This is a genomic window from Kitasatospora sp. NPDC090091 (assembly GCF_044747365.1).
GTDB lineage: Bacteria > Actinomycetota > Actinomycetes > Streptomycetales > Streptomycetaceae > Kitasatospora.
In genome coordinates this window covers 286,532-306,376 of the sequence record NZ_JBIVDY010000004.1, presented here as the reverse complement: position 1 = coordinate 306,376, position 19,845 = coordinate 286,532, and the positions used below count along the sequence as shown (strand labels likewise).

General features: G+C 74.7%; 14 protein-coding genes and 1 pseudogene. 5 read left to right on the top strand and 10 right to left on the bottom strand.

Annotated elements, in window-relative coordinates:
* Positions 1 to 51: 51 nt before the first annotated feature.
* Positions 52 to 3,648 carry a carboxylic acid reductase gene (gene car / locus ACIPSC_RS09170; protein ID WP_400824381.1) on the top strand — a complete coding sequence of 1,199 codons (3,597 nt, stop codon included), beginning with the start codon at positions 52 to 54 and terminating at the stop codon, positions 3,646 to 3,648.
* A 123-nt stretch (positions 3,649 to 3,771) separates the two neighbouring features.
* On the opposite strand, the gene ACIPSC_RS09165 is transcribed toward car, so the two are convergent.
* Positions 3,772 to 5,238: an aminopeptidase P family protein gene (locus tag ACIPSC_RS09165; protein WP_400824380.1), complete on the bottom strand. Its 1,467-nt coding sequence runs from the start codon at positions 5,236 to 5,238 to the stop codon at positions 3,772 to 3,774.
* A 174-nt stretch (positions 5,239 to 5,412) separates the two neighbouring features.
* Between ACIPSC_RS09165 and ACIPSC_RS09160 the strand changes: the two genes are divergently transcribed.
* On the top strand, positions 5,413 to 6,051 hold the full coding sequence (locus ACIPSC_RS09160) for a helix-turn-helix domain-containing protein (RefSeq protein ID WP_400824379.1): 639 nt from the start codon (positions 5,413 to 5,415) through the stop codon (positions 6,049 to 6,051).
* 93 nt (positions 6,052 to 6,144) lie between these two features.
* Here the strand turns inward: ACIPSC_RS09160 and ACIPSC_RS09155 are convergent, their stop codons facing one another.
* Positions 6,145 to 7,323: a DUF1152 domain-containing protein gene (locus tag ACIPSC_RS09155; protein WP_400824378.1), complete on the bottom strand. Its 1,179-nt coding sequence runs from the start codon at positions 7,321 to 7,323 to the stop codon at positions 6,145 to 6,147.
* Positions 7,324 to 7,537: 214 nt separating this feature from the next.
* Between ACIPSC_RS09155 and ACIPSC_RS09150 the strand changes: the two genes are divergently transcribed.
* Positions 7,538 to 8,962, top strand: coding sequence for an STM4012 family radical SAM protein (locus tag ACIPSC_RS09150; protein WP_400824377.1), 1,425 nt, complete (start codon positions 7,538 to 7,540; stop codon positions 8,960 to 8,962).
* 42 nt (positions 8,963 to 9,004) lie between these two features.
* Here the strand turns inward: ACIPSC_RS09150 and ACIPSC_RS09145 are convergent, their stop codons facing one another.
* Positions 9,005 to 9,898, bottom strand: a complete 894-nt coding sequence (locus ACIPSC_RS09145) for a DMT family transporter (protein WP_400824376.1) — start codon at positions 9,896 to 9,898, stop codon at positions 9,005 to 9,007.
* 277 nt (positions 9,899 to 10,175) lie between these two features.
* On the opposite strand from ACIPSC_RS09145, the gene ACIPSC_RS09140 reads away from it, so the two are divergent.
* Entirely contained in the window at positions 10,176 to 10,226 is a 51-nt protein-coding gene (locus ACIPSC_RS09140) for a hypothetical protein (protein ID WP_400824550.1), read from the top strand.
* Here the strand turns inward: ACIPSC_RS09140 and ACIPSC_RS09135 are convergent.
* The 4 genes and pseudogenes from ACIPSC_RS09135 to ACIPSC_RS09120 all read right to left on the bottom strand — a co-directional run.
* Positions 10,204 to 11,148, bottom strand: a pseudogene (locus tag ACIPSC_RS09135) (NAD-dependent protein deacetylase); the annotation flags it as partial. The gene ACIPSC_RS09140 and the pseudogene ACIPSC_RS09135 overlap by 23 nt on opposite strands.
* Positions 11,149 to 11,224: 76 nt before the next feature.
* Positions 11,225 to 12,586 (bottom strand): iron uptake transporter deferrochelatase/peroxidase subunit, encoded by a 1,362-nt coding sequence (gene efeB / locus ACIPSC_RS09130; protein ID WP_400824375.1) that lies wholly within the window; start codon positions 12,584 to 12,586, stop codon positions 11,225 to 11,227.
* A 19-nt stretch (positions 12,587 to 12,605) separates the two neighbouring features.
* Positions 12,606 to 13,313, bottom strand: a complete 708-nt coding sequence (locus ACIPSC_RS09125; protein WP_400824374.1) for a molybdopterin-dependent oxidoreductase — start codon at positions 13,311 to 13,313, stop codon at positions 12,606 to 12,608.
* A gap of 432 nt (positions 13,314 to 13,745) precedes the next feature.
* Positions 13,746 to 14,132 carry a VOC family protein gene (locus ACIPSC_RS09120; protein ID WP_400824373.1) on the bottom strand — a complete coding sequence of 129 codons (387 nt, stop codon included), beginning with the start codon at positions 14,130 to 14,132 and terminating at the stop codon, positions 13,746 to 13,748.
* 867 nt (positions 14,133 to 14,999) lie between these two features.
* On the opposite strand from ACIPSC_RS09120, the gene ACIPSC_RS09115 reads away from it, so the two are divergent.
* The gene (locus ACIPSC_RS09115) at positions 15,000 to 16,580 is read left to right on the top strand and encodes a M4 family metallopeptidase (protein WP_400824372.1); all 1,581 of its coding nucleotides are present in this window, start codon (positions 15,000 to 15,002) and stop codon (positions 16,578 to 16,580) included.
* Here the strand turns inward: ACIPSC_RS09115 and ACIPSC_RS09110 are convergent.
* From ACIPSC_RS09110 to ACIPSC_RS09100, 3 genes are read right to left on the bottom strand one after another with little or no spacing between them, the layout of a single operon-like run.
* On the bottom strand, positions 16,573 to 17,550 hold the full coding sequence (locus tag ACIPSC_RS09110; protein WP_400824371.1) for an STM4011 family radical SAM protein: 978 nt from the start codon (positions 17,548 to 17,550) through the stop codon (positions 16,573 to 16,575). The two genes, ACIPSC_RS09115 and ACIPSC_RS09110, sit on opposite strands and share 8 nt — an antisense overlap.
* Positions 17,547 to 18,962 (bottom strand): STM4012 family radical SAM protein, encoded by a 1,416-nt coding sequence (locus tag ACIPSC_RS09105; RefSeq protein WP_400824370.1) that lies wholly within the window; start codon positions 18,960 to 18,962, stop codon positions 17,547 to 17,549. The genes ACIPSC_RS09110 and ACIPSC_RS09105 overlap by 4 nt, the downstream gene beginning before the upstream one ends.
* A complete protein-coding gene (locus ACIPSC_RS09100) occupies positions 18,959 to 19,789 on the bottom strand; it encodes an STM4013/SEN3800 family hydrolase (protein ID WP_400824549.1) in 831 nt (276 codons plus the stop codon). The genes ACIPSC_RS09105 and ACIPSC_RS09100 overlap by 4 nt, the downstream gene beginning before the upstream one ends.
* Positions 19,790 to 19,845 lie beyond the last annotated feature (56 nt).

Sequence of the window (19,845 nt, the reverse complement as noted above, 5' to 3'; positions counted from 1 at the left end):
CGGGGGCCTCCCGGGCACCGGCCCAACGACCCCTCACACACCGGAGCACCCATGTCCGAACACCAGCCGGGCCGCGACCTCGCGGCCCGGGCCGCGGCGCTGCGCGCACACGACCCCGACTTCACCGCCTCCGTCCCGTCCCCCGACGTCGCTGACGCGATCCGGGCGTGCGACGGCGGCCTCGTCGCCACCATCGAGACCGCCGTGCGCGGCTACGCCGACCGGCCGGCCCTCGCCCGCCGCGCCGAACGCATCGTCCGGGACGCCGCCACCGGCCGCACCACCCGCGAACTCCTGCCCGCCTTCGAGACGGTGAGCTACGCCGAACTCTGGCAGCGGGTCGGCCGGCTCGCCACCGCCTGGGCCGACCCGGCCGGCGGCGGCCTGCGCCCCGGCGACTTCGTCGCCACCCTCGGCTTCACCGGCGTCGACTACGCCGTCATCGACCTGGCCTGCATGTATCTGGGCACCGTCTCCGTCCCGCTGGCCATCGGCGCGCCCGCGCCCCGGCTGGCCCCGGTGGTCGCAGAGACCGGGCCGCGCCTGCTCGCCGCCGACATCGGCTCGCTCGACGCCGCCGTCGACACCGTCCTGGCCTCCGACACCGTCGAGCGCCTGGTCGTCTTCGACTGCGACCCGCGCGTCGACGACCACCGGGAGGCGCTGCGTGCCGCCGCCGACAAGCTGGACGGCCGGGCCGCCGTCGCGCCGCTGGCGGACGAGCTGCGCCGCGGCGCCGAACTCCCTTGCGCTGCACCGCACGAGGGCGATCCGGAACGGCTGGCCGGCCTGATCTACACCTCCGGCAGCACCGGCACCCCCAAGGGCGCGATCTACACCGCCGCCATGATCACCCGGATGTGGCAGAAGGCCTGCGGCGGCATGGCCGCGGTGGACGGCATACCGGTGCCGACCATCGTCCTGCACTACATGCCGATGAGCCACGTCAACGGCCGCTCCTGGCTGGTCTCCGCGCTCGCCTGCGGCGGCATCGGCCACTTCGCCGCCCGCGGCGACCTCTCCACCCTCTTCGACGACATCCGGCTCTCCCGTCCCACCGTGCTCAGCCTCGTCCCGCGGATCTGCGACATGGTCCACCAGCGCCACCTGCTGGAGTCCGAGCGCCGCACCCGCGGCGGCACCGCCCGTGCCGAGGCCGAGGCGGCCGCGCGCGACCACGTCCGCGACGGCATGCTCGGCGGCCGGATCATGAGCGCCCTGTGCGGCAGCGCGCCCCTGTCCGCCGCCATGCACACCTTCATGGGCGACGTCCTCGGCACGAAGATCATCGACTGCTACGGCTCCACCGAGACCACCCGCGCCGTCATCGTCGACCAGCAGGTCCGCCGCCCGCCGATCCTCGACTACCGCCTGGTCGACGTCCCCGAGCTCGGCTACTTCGCGACCGACAAGCCCCACCCCCGGGGCGAGTTGCGGCTCAAGTCGACCGACCTGGTGCCCGGCTACTACCGGCAGCCCGAGGTCACCGCCCGCACCTTCGACGAGGACGGCTACTACCGCACCGGCGACGTGTTCGCCGAGACCGAGCCCGACCGCCTCGTCTACGTCGACCGGATCAACAACGTCGTCAAGCTCTCCCAGGGCGAGTTCGTCGCGGTCTCCAAGCTGGAGGCGCTCTACTCCACCAGCCCGGCCGTCGCCCAGGTCTACGTCTACGGCAGCAGCGAGCAGGCTTTCCTGCTGGCGGTGGTCGTCCCCGACCGCGAGCGGCTGGGGGCGGCCGACGACGCCGCCGCCCGCGCGGCCGTCCTCGACTCGATGCGCGAACTCGCCCACGGCGCCGGCCTGTACGCCTACGAGATCCCGCAGGACGTGCTGATCGAACGGCAGCCGTTCGGCCTCGCCAACGGACTGCTCTCGGGGGTCGGCAAGCTGCTGCGCCCCGCCCTCAAGGAGCACTACGGCGCCCGGCTGGAGCAGCTGTACGCGGACATCGCGGCCGGCCGGGCCGGCCAGTTCGCCGCGCTGCGCGCCCGCGACGGGGAGGTCGAACCGCTGGCGGCGGTCCGCACCGCGGTCCAGATCACCCTCGGCCACCCCGCGTCGCTGGTGCGGCCGGAGGCCACCTTCGCCGAACTCGGCGGCGACTCGCTCTCCGCCCACACCTTCGCGACCGTGCTGGAGCGGGTCTTCGACACCGAGGTGCCGGTCCAGGCGGTGCTCGGGCCGACCGCGACGCTGGCCCGCATCGCCGACCGCCTCGGCCGGGGCGCCGGGGGGCCGTCGGCGGGGGCGCCGTCGGCCGGCCACGAGTCGTCCGGTGCCACGGCGTCCGGCGCTCCGGCGCCGCGGGCCACCTTTGCCTCCGTGCACGGGGCGGACGCGGTCGAGGCCCGGGCCGCCGACCTCACCCTCGACAGGTTCCTCGACGCCCGCCTGCTCACGCCCGCCTCGGGGGCCGGGGCCGGCGCGCCGGCCGGTCCCGCACCGGTGCAGGACGTGCTGCTCACCGGCCCGACCGGGTACCTCGGCCGCTTCCTCGCCGTCGAATGGCTCGAACGCCTCGCCCGGACCGGCGGTCGGCTGACCTGCCTGGCCCGGGCCGAGGACGACGCGGCCGCCCGCCGGCGCGTCCTCGACTGCCTGCGCGCCGCGGCGGGGGAGGAGCGGGCCGACCGGCTCGTCGAGGCCGCCGGGGACCGCCTCGACGTCCTGGCCGCGGACCTCGCCGAACCGAAACTGGGCCTGGACGACGCCACCTGGGCCCGGCTCACGGCCCGGACCGACCAGATCGTGCACGCCGCCGCCCTGGTCAACCACGTGCTCCCGTACCGGCGGCTGTTCACCCCGAACGTCGCCGCGACGGCCGAGCTGATCGCCCTGGCGCTCACCGGCCGTCCCAAGCGCTTCGCCTACGTCTCCACCATCGCCGCCGCGGTGCGCCCCGACGCGACGCTGCTCGACGAGGCGGCCGACGTCCGCACCGCGGCCCCCGCCCGCCCGCTCGACGACTCCGACGCCAACGGCTACGCCACCAGCAAGTGGGCCGGCGAGGTGCTGCTCCGCGAGGCGCACGAGCGCACGGGCCTGCCGGTCACGGTCTTCCGACCGGACATGATCCTGGCCCACCGCAGCCTCCCCGGCCGGCTGAACCTGCCGGACCGGTTCACCCGCGTCGTCCTCAGCGTCCTCGCCGCCGGCATGGCGCCCCGGTCCTTCTACCGGCTCGACCACGACGGCAGGCGCAGCGACCGCGCCCACTACAGCGGCCTGCCGGTCGACTTCACCGCCGAGGCGATCGCCGCCCTCGCCGCCGACGGCGCGGAGGGATTCACCACCTTCCACACCGTCAACGCGAACGACGACGGCATCTCGCTGGACGGGATCGTGGACTGGCTGATCGAGGCGGGTCACCCGATCGCCCGCTTCGACGACCACCGGGAGTGGCACATGCGCTTCGAGGCGGCGCTGCGCGGCCTGCCCGACCATCAGCGCCGGCTCTCCCTGCTGCCCCTGCTGCCGGCCTACGCCCACCCCGGCGAGCCGCGACCGGGCTCCGCGACCCCGGCCGCGCGGTTCACCGCGGCGGTCCGCGAACTCGGCGTGGGCGGGGGTGAAGTGCCCTCGCTCACCCCGGAGTTCATCGGCAAGTGTGTCGCCGACCTGCGGCTGCACGGCCTGCTGTAGCGCGTCCGTGGACGTACGTCGGTGAGAGGACGGCCGTGAGAGGACGGCCGTGAGAGGACGGCCGGCCCGCACCGGGTGGTGCGGGCCGGCCGTTGTGCTGCGGTGGAGCTGCCTGCGGGCGGCTCAGCCGCGGACGCGGGCCATCCAGGCCTCGACGTCGTCGGCCTGCCGCGGCAGGCCGTCCGAGAGGTTCTCGTTGCCGTCGGCGGTGACCAGGATGTCGTCCTCGATCCGGACGCCGATGCCGCGGTACTCCTCCGGCACGGACAGGTCGTCGGCCTGGAAGTACATCCCCGGCTCGACGGTGAGCACCATGCCGGGCTCCAGCGTGCCCTCGACGTACGCCTCGCGGCGGGCCACGGCGCAGTCGTGGACGTCCAGGCCGATCATGTGGCCGGTGCCGGCCAGCGTCCAGCGGCGGTGCAGCCCCAGCTCGAACACCTCGTCCACCGAGCGGTCGCCCAGCAGGCCCCAGGCGACCAGGTGCTCGGCGAGCACGCGCTGGGCGGCGACGTGGAAGTCCCGGAAGCCGGCACCGGGCTTGACCGCGGCGATCCCGGCCTCCTGCGCGGCGTACACCGCGTCGTAGACCTTGCGCTGGACCGGGCTGAACCGGCCGTTGACCGGCACGGTGCGAGTGACGTCGGAGGTGTAGAGGTTGTCGGTCTCCACGCCGGCGTCCAGCAGCAGCAGCTCGCCGGGGCGGGCCTGGCCGTTGTTGCGCACCCAGTGCAGGGTGGTGGCGTGCTCGCCGGCGGCGCAGACCGACTTGTAGCCGATGTCGTTGCCCTCGGTCCGGGCGCGCAGGAAGAAGGTGCCCTCGATGACCCGCTCCGAGGTCGGCGTGTCCGCACCGAGCGTGCGCACGACGTCCTCGAAACCGCGGGCGGTCGCCTCGCACGCGAACCGCAGGTCGGCGATCTCGAACTCGTCCTTGACCAGCCGCATCTCGGAGAGGAACTCGCGGAACTCCTCGTCCTCGCGCAGGTCCACCGCGTCGCTCAGCGTGGCCTCGATGTCGATGTCGTGGCCGCGCAGCAGCCGGACCGGGCCGGTGGCCTCGCCGAGCCGCTCCAGCAGCGTGCGGACGTCACGGCAGGGCAGGCCGAGGAGCCGCTCGTTCTCGGTGAGGCTGGGGCGCCGGCCGTCCCAGAGCTCGCCGTGCAGGTCCAGCCAGAACTCGCCGTTCTCGCGGTCGGAGCGCGGCAGCAGGTAGGCGACCGCCCGGTGCCCGCCGTCCGCCAGGGGCTCCAGCACCAGGGCGGCGTCCTCGGACTGGTCGCCCGTCAGGTAGACGTAGTCGGACGAGGGCCGGAAGGGGTAGTCCGTGTCGTTGGAGCGGACCTTCGGGTTGCCGGAGGGGACCACCAGCAGCTCACCCGGGAAGCGGGCGGAGAGCACGGCCCGGCGGCGGGCGGTGTGCGTGGCCTGCGGGATCGGCTCCGGATCGCGCAACTCGGTGTCGCCCCACCCCTGCCGCATGTGCGCGGCGAGCTCCTCGCTCACCCCCTGGAGCAGGCCGTTCTTCCGCTTCTTGCGCTCGCTCACGGGGGCCTCGAACTCCTGGTTGTCGGGTGTCCGGTCGGTCACAGCCGTCTCCTGAATCGAATGGGGGTCCGGGCTGCCGCTCGACGGCAGCCGGCCGGCGTCCGGTCGGGCACGGCGCGCGCTCCACCCCGGTCGGGGGAGCGATCGGCATCATGGCCTGGTCCGCCGGCACAACCTGTACGGTATATCGAACGGCATCTGGAGGAAAGGGGAAGCGTGAGCGCCACCGAGGGATCGGTCCGGGACATGCTGGCCGCCAACTTGAAGCGGGTCAGGACCCAGCGGGGGCTGTCGCTCTCCGAGCTGTCCCGGCGGTCGAAGATCGGCAAGGCCACCCTCTCCCAACTGGAGCAGGGCACCGGCAACCCGACGATCGAGACGGTGTTCAGCCTCGCCCGCGTCCTGGAGGTGCCCATCTCCGACCTGGTGGACCGCCCGCCGTCCCGCGAGGTGACGCTGGTCCGCGCGGCCGACGTCGAGGTGCTCAGCGGCAAGGGGGTCGACCTGCGCCCGCTGCGCCGGATCGAGTCCGGCGACGCGGTGTTCGAGGTCTACGACCAGCAGGTGCGGGCCGACGGCACCCAGGACTCCCTCGGCCACACCGGCACCGAGCACACCGTCGTCCAGGCGGGCCGGCTCGGCGTCCGGGTGGACGGGCGCGAGGTGGAGCTCGGCCCCGGCGACTACATCGCCTTCGACGCGTCGATGCCGCACTCCTACACGGCCCTGGACGGCCCGGTCCGCTCCGTCCTGCTGCTGCACTACCGCGCCGAACAGCGCCTCCACCTCAGCACCCCCGCCCCCGACGACTGCCGCCCCGACACCGCCCCCTGGCCGCCCCAGGGCGCTCCCTGACGGCCTCAAGGCGTTTGGTTTACCGAACTCCTGGGACGGTCGAGGCGGGGGCGGCGGGCGTGGCCTGTGGGCGGCTTCGGCGGACAACCGCGGTCAGGGGGCGGCAGGTGTCGTGGGCGTCACCCTCCAGAGGGGGAAGGCGTCCTGGGCGGGGTCGGTGGCGAGGTGGTCGTGCAGGTGGCGGGCCGAGGCGGGAGAGAGGGCGAGCTCCTCGGCGGTGCGGCGCCGGGTCGTGAGCGTGATTCCCCGGCGGTGGAGGTCCGTCTGCCAGCGGGCGTGGCGGGCGAGGAGCTCCGGCGGGGGGACGGCGGGTACGGCGGGGACGGCGGTGGGGGTGGTGGCGACTGCCGGGGTCGGTGCCGCGGCGGCGCGGGCGCGCTCGCGGGCGATCTCGGAGAACCCACAGACGTCCAGCGAGATGCGCTCGGCCCGGCCGAGGCTCGGGCAGCCGGCGAGCCGGCGCGCCAGGGGGTTGAGGGCGAGCGCCCGGTCGAGGGGCAGATGGTGCACGCCGGCGCTGCGGTCGTCGAGGCGGAGCGGCTCGGGGACGTCACGGATGCCGCAGACACCCCGGACACCGCGGGCGGCCGCCGCCAGCATCGCGCTGGCCTCCGAGGGGTGCCAGCCGAACAACCGGCGCACGGGTTCGACGTGTTCGGCGGTGAGCCCGAAGGCTGCCGGGGGGAGCCGGGCGTGGAGGCCGTGCTCGGGCAGCTCGCGGTCCAGGCCCGGGCCGGCGATCCAGACCGCGGTGGCCAGGCCCGCCTGCGCGCACGCGGCCAGGACGAGGGCGTCGCCCAGCGGGCTGCGCAGCGTCGGTTCGTCGCCGCGGGCGAGGATGTCGCCGCCGACGTCGACGACGTCGACCCGGTGGGTGCCGCAGTGGGCGGCGGCCGCGCGGAGGGTGCGGGCGAGGCCGACCGTGCCCTCGTACGGATCGAGGAGGCCGATTTCGGTGACGGGGCCGCTGCCCGGCCCGCCGGTGGGGCCGCTGCTGTCGCCGCTGAGGTCGGCGGCGATCCGGGGCAGGGAGGAGCCGGCCGGGGCGACTACCGCGGTGGCGCCGGTCACCAGGGCGAGGTCCGCCCGTGGAGCGGCCAGCCCGGTGAAGTCGCCGCGGCCGCGCGGGCCGGGGAGCGGATCGACCGTCAGACGCTCCCAGGAGTAGGTCAGCACGAGGGCCGGGGCGTCCGGGCCGTACAGCGCCGCGCGCAGCATCACGGCCGCGATCGCGTCGCCCCCGCCGCCGGCGGCGATGAGAAGTCGCTTCATGTCCACCACGGTTACCGGAGTCCGGCATCAAGCACCAGACCTTCACAAGCAATTGACTGGTCGACATATTCGACCAGCGTGTGAACGTCCCAACTGCCCGGCCGTGCAGGACCGCTCACTCGGAGGTTCACCCCCATGACCGACGGAAGTCGGCGGGCCTAGCGTCGGTGCTCCGGCTTGACCAACGCTTGACCGAACCGAACGGACACCGTTGATGAGCACTCCGCCCCTCCTGCACCTCACGCCCCGACCCGCCGGTGACGCTGCCGCCGCCGGCCCCGAGGACCCCCTCGGCACCCCGTACCGGCAGTACGTCTACGCCTACCCCCACCAGAAGGCCTACCGCGCCCTGGCCGACGGCCCGTTGCTCAGCGAGGTCTGGGCCGGCGAGCGGCTGGACGCCCTCTCGCTCTACGTCCACGTGCCGTTCTGCGAGATGCGCTGCGGCTTCTGCAACCTCTTCACCCGCACCGGCGCGCCCGAGCGGATCACCGAGGCGTGGCTCGGCACCCTGGAGCGCCAGGCGCGCGTCACCCGGGAGGCGCTGGAGGCCCAGGGACGGGAGATCCGCTTCACGCTGGCGGCCTTCGGCGGCGGCACACCCACCTATCTGGCGGCGGGTGAGCTGACCCGCCTCGCCGACGTCTGCGAGGGCGTCATGGGGGCGGACCTGCACGCCGTCCCGTGGTCGGTGGAGACGTCGCCGGCCACCGCGACCGAGGACCGGATCGCCGTCCTCGCCGAGCGCGGCGCCACCCGGGTCAGCATCGGCGTCCAGACCTTCCTGGAGGAGGAGGCCCGCGCCGCGGTCCGGCCGCAGAAGCGCGCCGAGGTCGACGCCGCGCTGGCCCGGTTGAAGGCCGCGGACTTCCCGATCCTCAACATCGACCTCATCTACGGCATCCAGGGCCAGACGGAACGGACCTTCCGGACGTCCCTCGACGCCGCGCTCGACTGGGCGCCCGAGGAGATCTACCTCTACCCGCTGTACGTGCGCCCGCTCACCGGACTGATCGGGCGCCACCGGGAGAGCGGCGAGAGCTGGGACGAGCAGCGGCTTCGGCTCTACCGCTCCGGCCGCGACCACCTGCTCGCCGCCGGCTACGAGCAGACCTCGATGAGGGTGTTCCGCCGGACCGGCACCGCCGCCGTCGAGCAGGCCGGCGACGCCGGCATCAGCGAGTACAACCAGCAGGCAGGCATGGTCGGACTCGGCGTCGGGGCCCGCTCGTTCACCACCGACCTGCACTACACGACCGACTACGCGGTGGCCGTCCCGGAGGTCCGCCGGATCATCGACGACTACATCGCCACCCCGACGGAGGCATTCCGCCGCGCCCAGTGGGCGTTCGCGATGGACGAGGACGAGAGGCGCCGGATGCACCTGCTGCAGACGCTGCTGGAGAGCAGCGGGACGGTCGTCGCCCGGTACCGGGAGCTGTTCGGCGCCGCACCCGCGGAGCACTTCCCCGCGCAGTTCGCCGCTCTCGCCGAGCGCGGCTGGGCCGACGGCGACGGCGACGGCACGGCGGGGACGGTGCGGCTGACGCCCGAGGGCATGGCCCGGGCGGACGCGGTGGGCCCGCTCTTCTTCTCCCACCGGGTGGCCGAGGCGATGGCGGCCTACCGGGACCGCTGAGCGGCGGGGTCGGGCGCGCCGCCGGCCACCGTTCCCGGCGGGTCAGGCCGTCCCCGCAAGTGGCTGCTCCCGGCGGCGGACCGGCAGGGACACCACCAGGAGGCCGCTCAGCAGCAGCGCCATCCCAAGGCCCGACCAGCCGCTCGGCCGCTCGCCCAGCAACACCAGGCCCAGCACCACGGCGACCAACGGTTCGGCGAGGCTGAGCGTGCTGGTGGTCGCGGCGCTGATCCGCGCCAGGCCGGCGGTGAACAGCAGATAGCCCGCCGCGGTCGTCCCCAGGGCCAGCCAGGCCAGCAGCACCAGCGCGCGCGGCTCGCCCAGGCCCGCGGGGTGGGCGACCAGCCACGGTGACACCAGCAGTCCGGCGCAGAGCACGGCCACCGGCGCCGCGGTGGCCGGGTCGCCGCCGGCCGCGGCCAGCCGCTTGGTCGCCACGATGTAGACGCCGAAGCTCGCCCCGGCCACGGCCGCGAGCAGCACGCCCACGAGGTCCGCCCGTCCGCCGCTTCCGGGCAGCAGCAGGAAGCCCGTCCCGGCGACGGCGACCACCGTGCCGGCGCACCAGCGGGCGCTCAGTGGCTCCCGTTGGAGGAGCCGCGCGCAGAGCCCGGACACAGCGGGGACGGTGCCGAACGCGACGGCGGTGGCGAGCGCGGCCCCCGTCCGGTCCACGGCCTGGAGGAAGGCCGCCTGGAAGAGCGCGGTCACCAGGACGCTGAGCAGCAGCCAGGCCGGCACCTCCCGGCCCCGGAGGCTGCGCAGGCCCCGCGCACGCACCGCGACCGCGCACAGCACGGCGCCGCCGAGCAGCATCCGCCCGGCGCCGAGCGCGACCGGGTCGGCCCCGGTGTCCGCCAGCAGCTGGGCCGGCCCGACCGTCCCCCACAGCACCGCCGCGGCCAACACCGGCAGCACCCCGCTCCGAACCGCCACCCCACCAGCCACCCCGGGCTCCCCCTCGCTGCAGGACCGCCGGCGCCGGCGCCGGCTCCGAGGAACCCTAGATCCGCCCTCCGGCCGGGCCAATTGGGCAATGCGCCCGTCCGCCGCCGGACGGGCGCCCGTGCGCACGGACCTTCCGCCAAACCCGGTGGCCGCGCCCCGCTGTCGGGGGACGCGCCGGTGTCCGGCGGACCGTCACCGGTGAAGGGTGCTCAGGCGGGTGGTGCTTCGACCGTCGGAGCTTCGACGGGCGGTGCTTCGACGGGCGATGCTTCGATGCGCGGTGCTTCGACGGACGGTGCTTCGATGCGCGGTGTGAGGCGGTGGGCAAGTGCGGTCAGCGTGCTGCCGAGCGGGAGCGCGACCGTGGCCACCGCGAGGTCGTCCCCGCGGGTCGTGCCCTGGTTGACGATCGCGACCGGCCGGCCGTTGCGGGCGGCGTGGCGGACGAACCGCAGCCCCGAGAGGACGGTCAGCGACGAGCCCAGGACGAGCAGCGCCCGCGCCGCGTCGACCAATCGGTAGCACTGCTCGACCCGCTCCTTGGGGACGGACTCGCCGAAGAACACCACGTCGGGCTTGAGCACACCGCCGCAGGCCTCGCACGGCGCGACCCGGAACGCAGCCACCCGCTCGTCCGCGAGCTCGACGTCCCCGTCCGGGTTGAGCGGTGCCTCCGCCTCCCGGAAGCCGCCGTTCAGCGCCTCCAGCCGGCGGTCCAGCTCGGCGCGGGCGCCGGTGCGCCGGCACCCGAGGCAGACCACCCGGTCGAGCCCGCCGTGCAGCTCCACCGCGTCCGCCGTCCCGGCCGCCCGGTGCAGCCCGTCGACGTTCTGGGTGATCACCGACGACACGTGCCCCGACCGGCGCAGCGCCTCGACCGCGTGGTGCCCGGCGTTCGGCTCGGCCCCGGCGATCGCCCGCCACCCGATGTGGCTGCGCGCCCAGTAGCGGCGCCGGGCGGCCTCGCTCCCGGTGAACTCCTGGTACGTCATCGGCGTGCCGCGGCGCCGGCTGCCGGTGGCGCCCCGGTAGTCCGGAATCCCCGACTCGGTGGAGAGCCCCGCCCCGCTCAGGACGGTCACCCCGCGCCCGGCCAGCAGTTGCTCCACCGCCTCCAGCCCCGCGCCGGCCGCCGCGGCCCGGCCGGGGACGGCCGCGGTCCCGTCGGCCGCTGCGGACCCGCCCGCCGGACCGGCCCGGCGTGCCACGGACTCCCCGGACGTCGGATGCGCACCCATGGTGAGCAGCCTAGTCCTGCGACTTCCCGTGCGGGTTCGGTCGGCCGTGGATCCCCGGGCCCTCGGCGGGCCGGGCTCAGCCCTCCAGCAGTGCCTGACCGGCGTAGCCGCCGGGCGGTGCTCCGGCCGGGGCGACGAACAGGGCGGAGCTCTCGTGGACGAGATAGCGCCCCAGGGCGTCGCCCCGGGAGAGGCGGTGCTGCACCGGGACGAAGCCGGTCCGGGGGTCCGACTGCCAGGCCACGAAGAGCGTGCCCGCGTCGGGGCCGCCGTCGGGGCGCAGCCCGTCGTGGTAGGACCAGCTGCGGCGCAGCATGGTGGCGCCGCCGTTGGACGCGGGGGCGGCCAGCCGGATGTGGGCGTTGGTGGCGATCACCGGGACGCCGTCGGGGCGGGCCGCGGCGAGATCGGCCGGGGTGTGCTCGGTGCCCCCGGTCAGCGGTGCACCGCCGGCGGTGCGGCGGCCGACCGCCTGCTCGCGGTGCTCCAGCGGCAGGCTCTCCCAGTGGTCGAGGAGCATGCGGATGCGGCGGACCACCACGTACGAGCCGCCCCGCAGCCAGGGCGGGGCGTCACGGTCGGTAACTGTGATCGCCGCGAGCGCCCGGGCGTCGGCGGGGTCGGGGTTGGCGGTGCCGTCGGGCTGGCCCATCAGGTTGCGCGGGGTGGTCCCGGGCGCGGCGGTGCCGGGCGCCAGGGTGAAGCCGGACATCAGCCAGCGCGGCGTGGCGTCCCCCCGGGCCAGGCGCTGCACGGTGCGCAGGGCGTGGACGGCGACGAGCGGGTCGTCGGCGGCGATCTGGACGAAGAGGTCGCCGCCGCCGCGGGCCCGGTCCAACTGCTCGCCGGGGAAATCCGGCAGGGGAGCGAGGGCCTCCGGGCGGGCCGCGACGAGCCCGAGGCGGTCGAACAGCGAGGCGCCGAACCCAAAGGTGACGGTGAGTGAGGCCGGGCCGATGTCCAGGGCGATGCCGGTGTCGGACGGCCGGGCGGTGGGCAGACGGCCCGACGCGGGGTCGGCGGACGGCGGGGCGAGATCGTCGCCGACGGCCGCGCCGCGGCTCATCCGCTCGGCGGCGGCACTCCAGCGGCGCAGCAGGGCGGCGGTCCGGGGCCGGTCCGCCTCCGCGGCGAGGTCGAGACCGACGAGGTGGGCGTGCGTCTGGCGGCGGTCCAGGATTCCGGCCTGGTGGGTGCCGTGGAACGGGACGGAGGTCCGTCCCGGGCTCGGTTCCTTCTCCCGGCCCGAGCCCGATGCGGCGGTGACGGCCGCGGTGGTGGCGGCTCCGACCGCGGCGCCCCCGGCGAGGAGGGCGGCCAGCCCGCCGGCGCCGAGTACGGCCCGGCGGGCCGGCCGCGGAGGGGCGGCGGCGTCCTGCCCCTCCGGCGAACCGCCGGGCGGGCCGCTCGGTGCAGTCGGTACCGGCTCGGCGGGCACCGGCTCAGTGGGTACCGGCTCAGCGGGCACCGTCGACCACCGCGTCGACGGTGCCGACCCACAGCTGGTTCAGCTCCGAGACGTAGCGGCCGCCCTTGGTGTCCTGGGGGACGACCAGCCGCGGCCCGGCGGCGTCGTCGAAGGGCTTGCCGTCCTCGGAGACCGCCAGCAGGACCTGGCTCTTGGCGAAGCCGGGGTCGAGCTCGGCCCAGGCGAGGACGGCCCGGTAGTCACCGCCGCCGGTGGCCACCACGACACCGCGCAGGAACGGGTTCTTCTTGCTCTGGTCGAAACGGGGCGCGGCCGCGGTGAGCACGGTGTTCAGCAGCGCGCCCTCGTAGGTGTGGGCCTGCGGGCCCTTGGCGCTGGTGAACTCGACCGGCACCGACACCTGGGGCAGCTTGCGTACGTCGGCGACCGTGACGGTGTAGGGCTTGTCCACCTGTCCGGTGATCCGCACCTCGCCCGGCTTCAGCGGCGTGGCGGAAGCGGTGGGGGCGGCAGCGGTGGTGCCGGTGGCAGAGGTGTCAGAGGTGGCGGCGGTGCCGGTGGGTGTGGCTGCCGCGGACGACGACCGGTCCGAGCCGGCGGATCCGCTCGCACACCCGGCCAGCGGCAGGGCGACGAGCGCCGCGGCGGCGAGGCAGACGGCCGGACGTGCCGCTCCGCGCCCTCCCCTCCCCCGCCGGCGCCGGTCGGCAGAGCTGTTCTCGCGGCGGTCTCGCATGGACTGTTCCCTCCCGGACGGCCCGGACGCGCGTGACTGCGCGCACCGCCACGGGGACGCGGAGTGCATTGCAGATGCGAGCCTGATGCCTGCTTCTATGGCGCATGTGCCATGGGAAAGGTAGTGGATCGCCAGCATCTGCCAACAGTCTCCGAAGCCTGGTCGATCCGCCGCAAGATCGGCCCGCAGGCTGGAGGAAGCGACACTTCCGCCACCGCAGGGAAGCGGTCCTGCCCGCCGGGCAGGGGTGGGCGGGCGCTGACGCCCGCCCAGCGCCGGCCGCACTGAAGCGCACGGCATCTCGCCCCCGGCCCGTCGGTGAAGGACGCCGACCTTCCCGGGGACTGCGCCGTCCGCTCGGGCCGGACAGGGCCTACGCGGCGGGGCCGGGGGCGGCCCCGCTCCGTACGACGGGCCGGTCCGGCCGTCGGGTCACCGGCCGCCGCGTTCGTTGAGGCAGAGGATGTTCCCCTCACTGTCCTTGAACCAGGCCGCGCGCATGCCTTCGGCCTCGGCCACGCCGTTGACCGTCTTCAGGCCGGGCATGTCGTACTCCTCGAAGGTGACTCCGCGACCGCGCAGTGCGGTCATCGCGGCGTCGAGGTCGTCGACCTTGAAACTGGCCAGGGTGTGCGCCGCCTGGCCCGCGCTCGGGGTCTCGTAGATGCCGAACTCGGTGCCGCCGCACTCGAACGTCAGGTCCTGTCCGCTGTCGTCGCTGAGCTTCAGGCCGAGGGTGTCCGTGTAGAAGCTCTTGGCCCGTGCCATGTCGGCTGCCGGGATGATGGCCACCAGTGGTGCGTCTCCAAGCATGTCCATCGCCTCCTCCTACTCACCAGGCTAGGCCCTGTCCGGCCGCTCGCAGGTCGACGCCGGCGCGGTCGGGTTCCGGCGCGACGGTGGCCCCGGTTGCGTCGCCGACGGCGGCGATCCGGTCCGGGGCGGTCTGCGGCCGGGGTGCGATGCGTCCCCGAACAGTGCGTCCTCGAACGGACCGCCCGCCGCCGTGCAGCCGTCGCCCGGGCGGGGTGTGACGCCGGCAGGTCCCCGGCCGCTGAGCAGACGTGGGCCCTGTACTGCTCCGGGCCTGCGCGAGTTGCGGAGAGAGGGGGGGTCCACCGGGCGGACCGACGCGTCCACCCGGATCTGGCGCAGAAGAGGATTCCGTCCGTCCCGTCAGGCGAGTGCCGATGAGCGGCATTCGCCTCGAAGTCGTGCCCGGAATTCACCTGCATTTCTGCTGAATTCGCGTCAGTCGCCTACTGAATTCGGTTTCGCCGGGCAAGCGGCGTGCACTGGCGGGATTCCGCCAACGCCGCAATGCGGCCCGTCGGCGAGAGGGGCCGATGCGGCAGCCCCGGCGCGGACGTCGCGGTGGCGGGCCGCCGGTGCGCGGCTCCCGCTGCCTGCAGGGATGCGCCCGGCGACCACCGGTCACCGGCCGGCCGGGGGGCGGGCCGGCTGGCGAGCTCCTGCCAATCACCGCGAGCGCTCTGTTCGCCGGACCTGATTGTTCGTCATGATTCCGGCCACCCGGCGCGACCGGCACCCGCACTTCCCCGCACCGACGGGTGCCGACGGTCGCACGGACGCACGTCAGCGCCCGCTCCGCCCCAGTGCGCGCCAACCCGGCGCCTCGGAGCGCGGCGCGACCGCGCACACGCGGTAGACACGGAAGGAACCTTCGTGAAGCGTAAGCTCGCCCTCGGAGCCGTTCTGTCCGCCTCGGCCCTGCTGGCCGGCGTGATCCAGGTCAGTGCCGGCGTGGCACACGCAGCCCCCGCGCCCGACGCCACGGCCCGCGCGCTCGGCCTCACCGGCCAGGAGCGGCTCGTCGCGAAGAGCACCGTAGTGGACGCCGACGGCACCCGCCACCTCCGCTACGAGCGCACCTTCGCCGGCCTGCCGGTGCTCGGCGGCGACCTGATCGTCCACCAGGACGCCAAGGGGGTCGTCAAGTCCACCGACCGCGCGGTCCGCGGCTCCGTCGCGCCGGCCTCGCTCACCCCGAGGCTCAGCGCCTCGCAGGCCGCCGACACGGCGACCGCCGCCGTGCGCGCCACCGTCGGCATCGCCGACGGCGACGAGCCGGCCCTCGTCTCCGTCGACCGGGCCGGTACGGCGCAACTGGTCGTGTGGGCCGCCTCCGGCACCCCGCGGCTGGCCTACCGGACCACCGTCGAGGGCATGCGCGCCGACGGCACGCCGAGCAGCATGCTGGTCGTCACCGACGCCGCCGGCGGCGAGGTGCTCTCCACCCACGACCAGGTGCAGACCTCGAACGCGACCGGCTCCGGCAAGGGCGTGTTCGTCGGCAACGTCACGCTGACCACCAACTGGACCGGCTCGACCTACGAGCTCAAGGACAACACCCGCGGCGGCCAGTACACCGTCGGGCTGAAGAACAAGCAGAGCGGCCAGGGTGCGCTCTTCACCGACGCCGACAACGTCTGGGGCGACGGCACGGCGGCCAACAGCCAGTCCGCCGCCGTGGACGCCCAGTTCGGCGCCGGCGCCACCTGGGACTTCTACAAGTACACCTTCGGCCGCCTCGGCATCCGGGGCGACGGCGTCGGCGCCGTCAGCCGCGTCCACTACGGCAGGAACTACGTGAACGCGTTCTGGTCCGACGCCTGCTTCTGCATGACGTACGGCGACGGCGCGTCCAACCGGAACCCGCTGACCGCCCTCGACGTCTCCGGCCACGAGATGAGCCACGGCGTCACGTCCAACACCGCCGGCCTGAACTACTCCGGCGAGTCCAGCGGCCTGAACGAGGCCACCTCCGACATCTTCGGCACCGGCGTCGAGTGGTACGCCAACCTGCCCGCCGACACCCCGGACTACCTGATCGGCGAGCTGATCGACATCAACGGCGACGGCACGCCGCTGCGCTACATGGACAAGCCCTCCAAGGACGGGCGCTCCGCCGACTCCTGGTCCTCCGGCGTCGGCAACCTGGACGTGCACTACTCGTCCGGCGTCGCCAACCACTTCTTCTACCTGCTCTCGGAGGGCAGCGGCGCCAGGACCATCAACGGCGTCAGCTACAACTCGCCCACCTCCAACGGCTCCACCGTCACCGGCATCGGCCGGGACAAGGCGCTGCAGGTCTGGTACCGGGCGCTGACCGTCTACATGACGTCCACCACCAACTACGCGGGCGCCCGCACCGCCACCCTCAAGGCCGCCACCGACCTCTACGGCGCCGGCTCCGCCGAGGCCGCGGCGGTCGCGGCGGCCTGGTCGGCGGTCAACGTCAACTGACCTGCGGCAACGGCCCGATCCGTGACGGCGGCCGCCAGTCCTGCGGCACCCGCTCCAGGACGCCCCCGGCGAAGACCTCGTAGAGCGGCAGGGTCTCCAGGTGGACGTAGCCGATGTGGCAGTCGCAGACCGGCAGCGGGCAGGGGCGGGCCCGGAGCTGCGCCCGGTACGAGCCGTCGTACAGGTTGCCGAGGACGTCCCGGACGAAGTGACAGCGGCGGACGGTGCCGTCGCCGTCGACCGACAGCACCGACTCGCCGGTGCGGCAGGGGAGGCCCGCGCTGGGGTGGGCGTGCCGGCTGTACCCGAAGTGCGGGTCGAGGGCCTGCCAGTCGGCGGCCTCGGCGTCCGCGTAGGTGCGGCCCTCGGCGGCGTTGATCCACAGGTAGACCGCGGGGGCGAGCTCGGCGCGGAGCCGGCGGGCTGCCGACAGGTGCTCGGGCTCGCCCACCACACCGACGCTGTACCGCACACCGAGCCGGTCGAGCTCCCGGCACTTGGCGACGAAGCGCTCGTGGCCGACCTGCCCGGGGTGGTACGTGACCCAGAGCGCGAGGGAGGTGAGGTCCGCCTCGGCCAGCCAGTCGGTGCGGCCGCTGAGGTTGGTCTGGATCGCCACCCGGCGGACGTGCGGCAGACGGCTCAGCTCGACGAGGGCGCGCCGGTACCAGGACCGCACCAGGCCCTCGCCCCACGGGGTGAACAGCAGCGACAGCGTGTCACCCGTGCCCGCCCTGTCCGCGACCCAGCCGGTGAACCGCTCCAGCGCGGCGCGGTCCGTCCGCAGTTGCTCCGGGGTGTCGCGCCGCTTCGCGAACGGGCAGTACGGGCAGTCGTAGTCGCAGGAGGCGAGCGGGCCCCGGTAGAGCAGGGACAGGTCGAGGCCGCCGCCGGGTGCGGCGGGGGCGGGTGAGCCGGCGGGGGCGTCGCCGGGTCCGGGGCCGCGCGCGGGCATGCCGAGGAAGGTCATTTCGTCTCGTACTCCGCCATCAGCCGGTGCACCTCGGGGGAGAAGAGCATCGGCCCGACCGCGTCCGAGTGCGCCAGCCCCTCGGGAGAGAGCACCAGCCGCCGACCGCCCCCGTCCGCCAGCCAGCCGCGCGCCTCGAACGCGGCCAGCTCTACCGGGAAGTCCTCGGCGGGCGCGGAGCCGAACCGGGCCCGGTAGTCCGCCACCTCCATGCCCTCGGCCTGGAGCAGCGACTGCAGGAGGTGACGCCGCCGGGCCTCCTCGGGCGTCGTGTACCGCCCGTACTCGGCGCGGTGGAAGTCCTCGGTGGCCACGTACGCGTCGATGATGCCGCGGACCTCGGTGGCGTCGACGGCGTAGTCGAACGAGTAGTGCAGCTGCGAGGTGTAGGAGCGGGCTCCGCAGCCGAGGCCGACCATGCCGTCGGTCTGGCATGCGTACTCGCCGGCGGTGGCCTGCGGGGACGCGGCGCGGCGGAACATCCGCATCGAGACCTGCTGGTAGCCCCGGTCGAGCAGGTGGTCGCGGCCGGCCCGGTAGAGCGCGAGCCGCCGGGCGTCCCAGGCGGCCGGGCTCTCCGGCTCACCGCGCCGGGCCAGGCCGGTCAACGGCCGGACGTACAGCGGGTAGAGGTACAGCTCCTCGGGCTGCCAGGCGAGGGCGGCGTCCAGCGAGTGCCGCCAACTGGCCTCGGTCTGGCCGTCGATGCCGTAGATCAGGTCGAGGTTGAGGACGGGGAACCCGGCGGCGCGGATCCGCCCGAGGGCGGCCTCGACCTCGGCACGCTTCTGCGGGCGCACGGCCGAGCGGGCCTCGCGGTCGATGAAGGACTGCACGCCCAGGCTCAGGCGGGTGGTGCCCCGGGCGGCCAGCACCTCCAGCCGGTCGGCGGTCGCGGTGGCGGGGGAGGCCTCCACGGAGAGCGGGACGGCCTGGAGGTCGGCGCCCATCCGCTGCTCGGCGATGTCGCAGAGCCGCTCCAGCTCACCGGCCGAGAGGTAGGTGGGCGTCCCCCCGCCGAACGCGGCCAGCGCGAACCTGGCGTCGCCGGCCAGCGCCTCACGGACGGCGGCGGCCTGGCGGTCGAGCGCGTCCAGGTAGGCGGTGGTCAGGCCCTCGGGACTGCCGATCCGGGTGAACAGGTTGCAGAAGCCGCAGCGCACCTCGCAGAACGGGATGTGCAGGTACAGCGAGAGGGCGTGCTGCGGCTCACCGGCCCAGAGCTCGCGCAGTGGCGGGCGCTCCGGCAGCGCCCGGTAGGCGGTCTTGTGCGGGTAGGCGTAGACGTACGACTGGTACGGCGAGCCGGCCGCACCGGCAGCGGTGGGCGTCGGGGCGGGTGAGGTCACGGGGGCGGCCGGGCCGGCCGAGGTCACGGGGGCCGCCGGGGTGCCGGCGGGGGTGGCGGTCATGCGGTGGCTCCGGTGGCGGCGGTGGTGGCGGGGATGGTGAAGTGCGCGTAAGGGACCGTCCAGACCACCTCGTGGCCGATCCGGTGGCCGGTGTAGCCGTCCTCGCCGTAGGCCGTGCCGTGGTCGGAGCAGACGATCGCGAAGCACGGACGGCGCGCGCTCAGCGCGGCGAAGAGCCGCCCGATGTGCGCGTCCACGTACTCGAGCGCGGCCGCGTGGCTGGCGCGGGAGTCCCCGTCCTCGCGGGTCGCGCCGGGCAGGTGGAACCAGTTGGGCTGGTGCAGGGCCGACACGTTGAGGAGGAGGAAGAGCGGCTGCTCCGCAGGCTGTTCGGCGGCCACCCGTTCGGCCCGGGCGACCTGCGCCTCGAAGGAGACGGGCGAGGGAACGCCCATCTCGGGCTCCCAGTGGCTCTCCTGGAACAGGCCGGGCAGCACCGAACCCAGGGCGCCCTGCTTGTTGAAGAACCCGACGCCGCCGATGCAGACCGTCCGGTAACCGGCCGCGGCGAGGGCGCTCGGCAGGTCGGGCGTGTCGAACACCCAGGTGCGCGGGGCGGTGGTCTCCGAACCGGCGAAGCGGGCCGCGAACAGCCGCGGGTGCGGCCCCTCGGGGGAGGCCGGGGTGGGCAGGAAGCCGGCCAGGATCGCCTGGTGCGCGGCGTAGGTGAAGCTGCCGGGCGAGTGCCGGCGCTCCCACCGGCCGCCGGGGAGGTGGGCGGCGAGGTTGGGGATCCGGCCTGCCGCCGCCAGCTCCTCGGCGACGTCGAAGCGCAGGGTGTCGAGGGTGACCAGGAGCAGGTCGTGGCTGCCCACCACGGCGTTCATGTCGGGCGCGGCGTCGACGAGGGCGGCGGTCGCGGCGGCGGTGGGCGCGGTGGCGG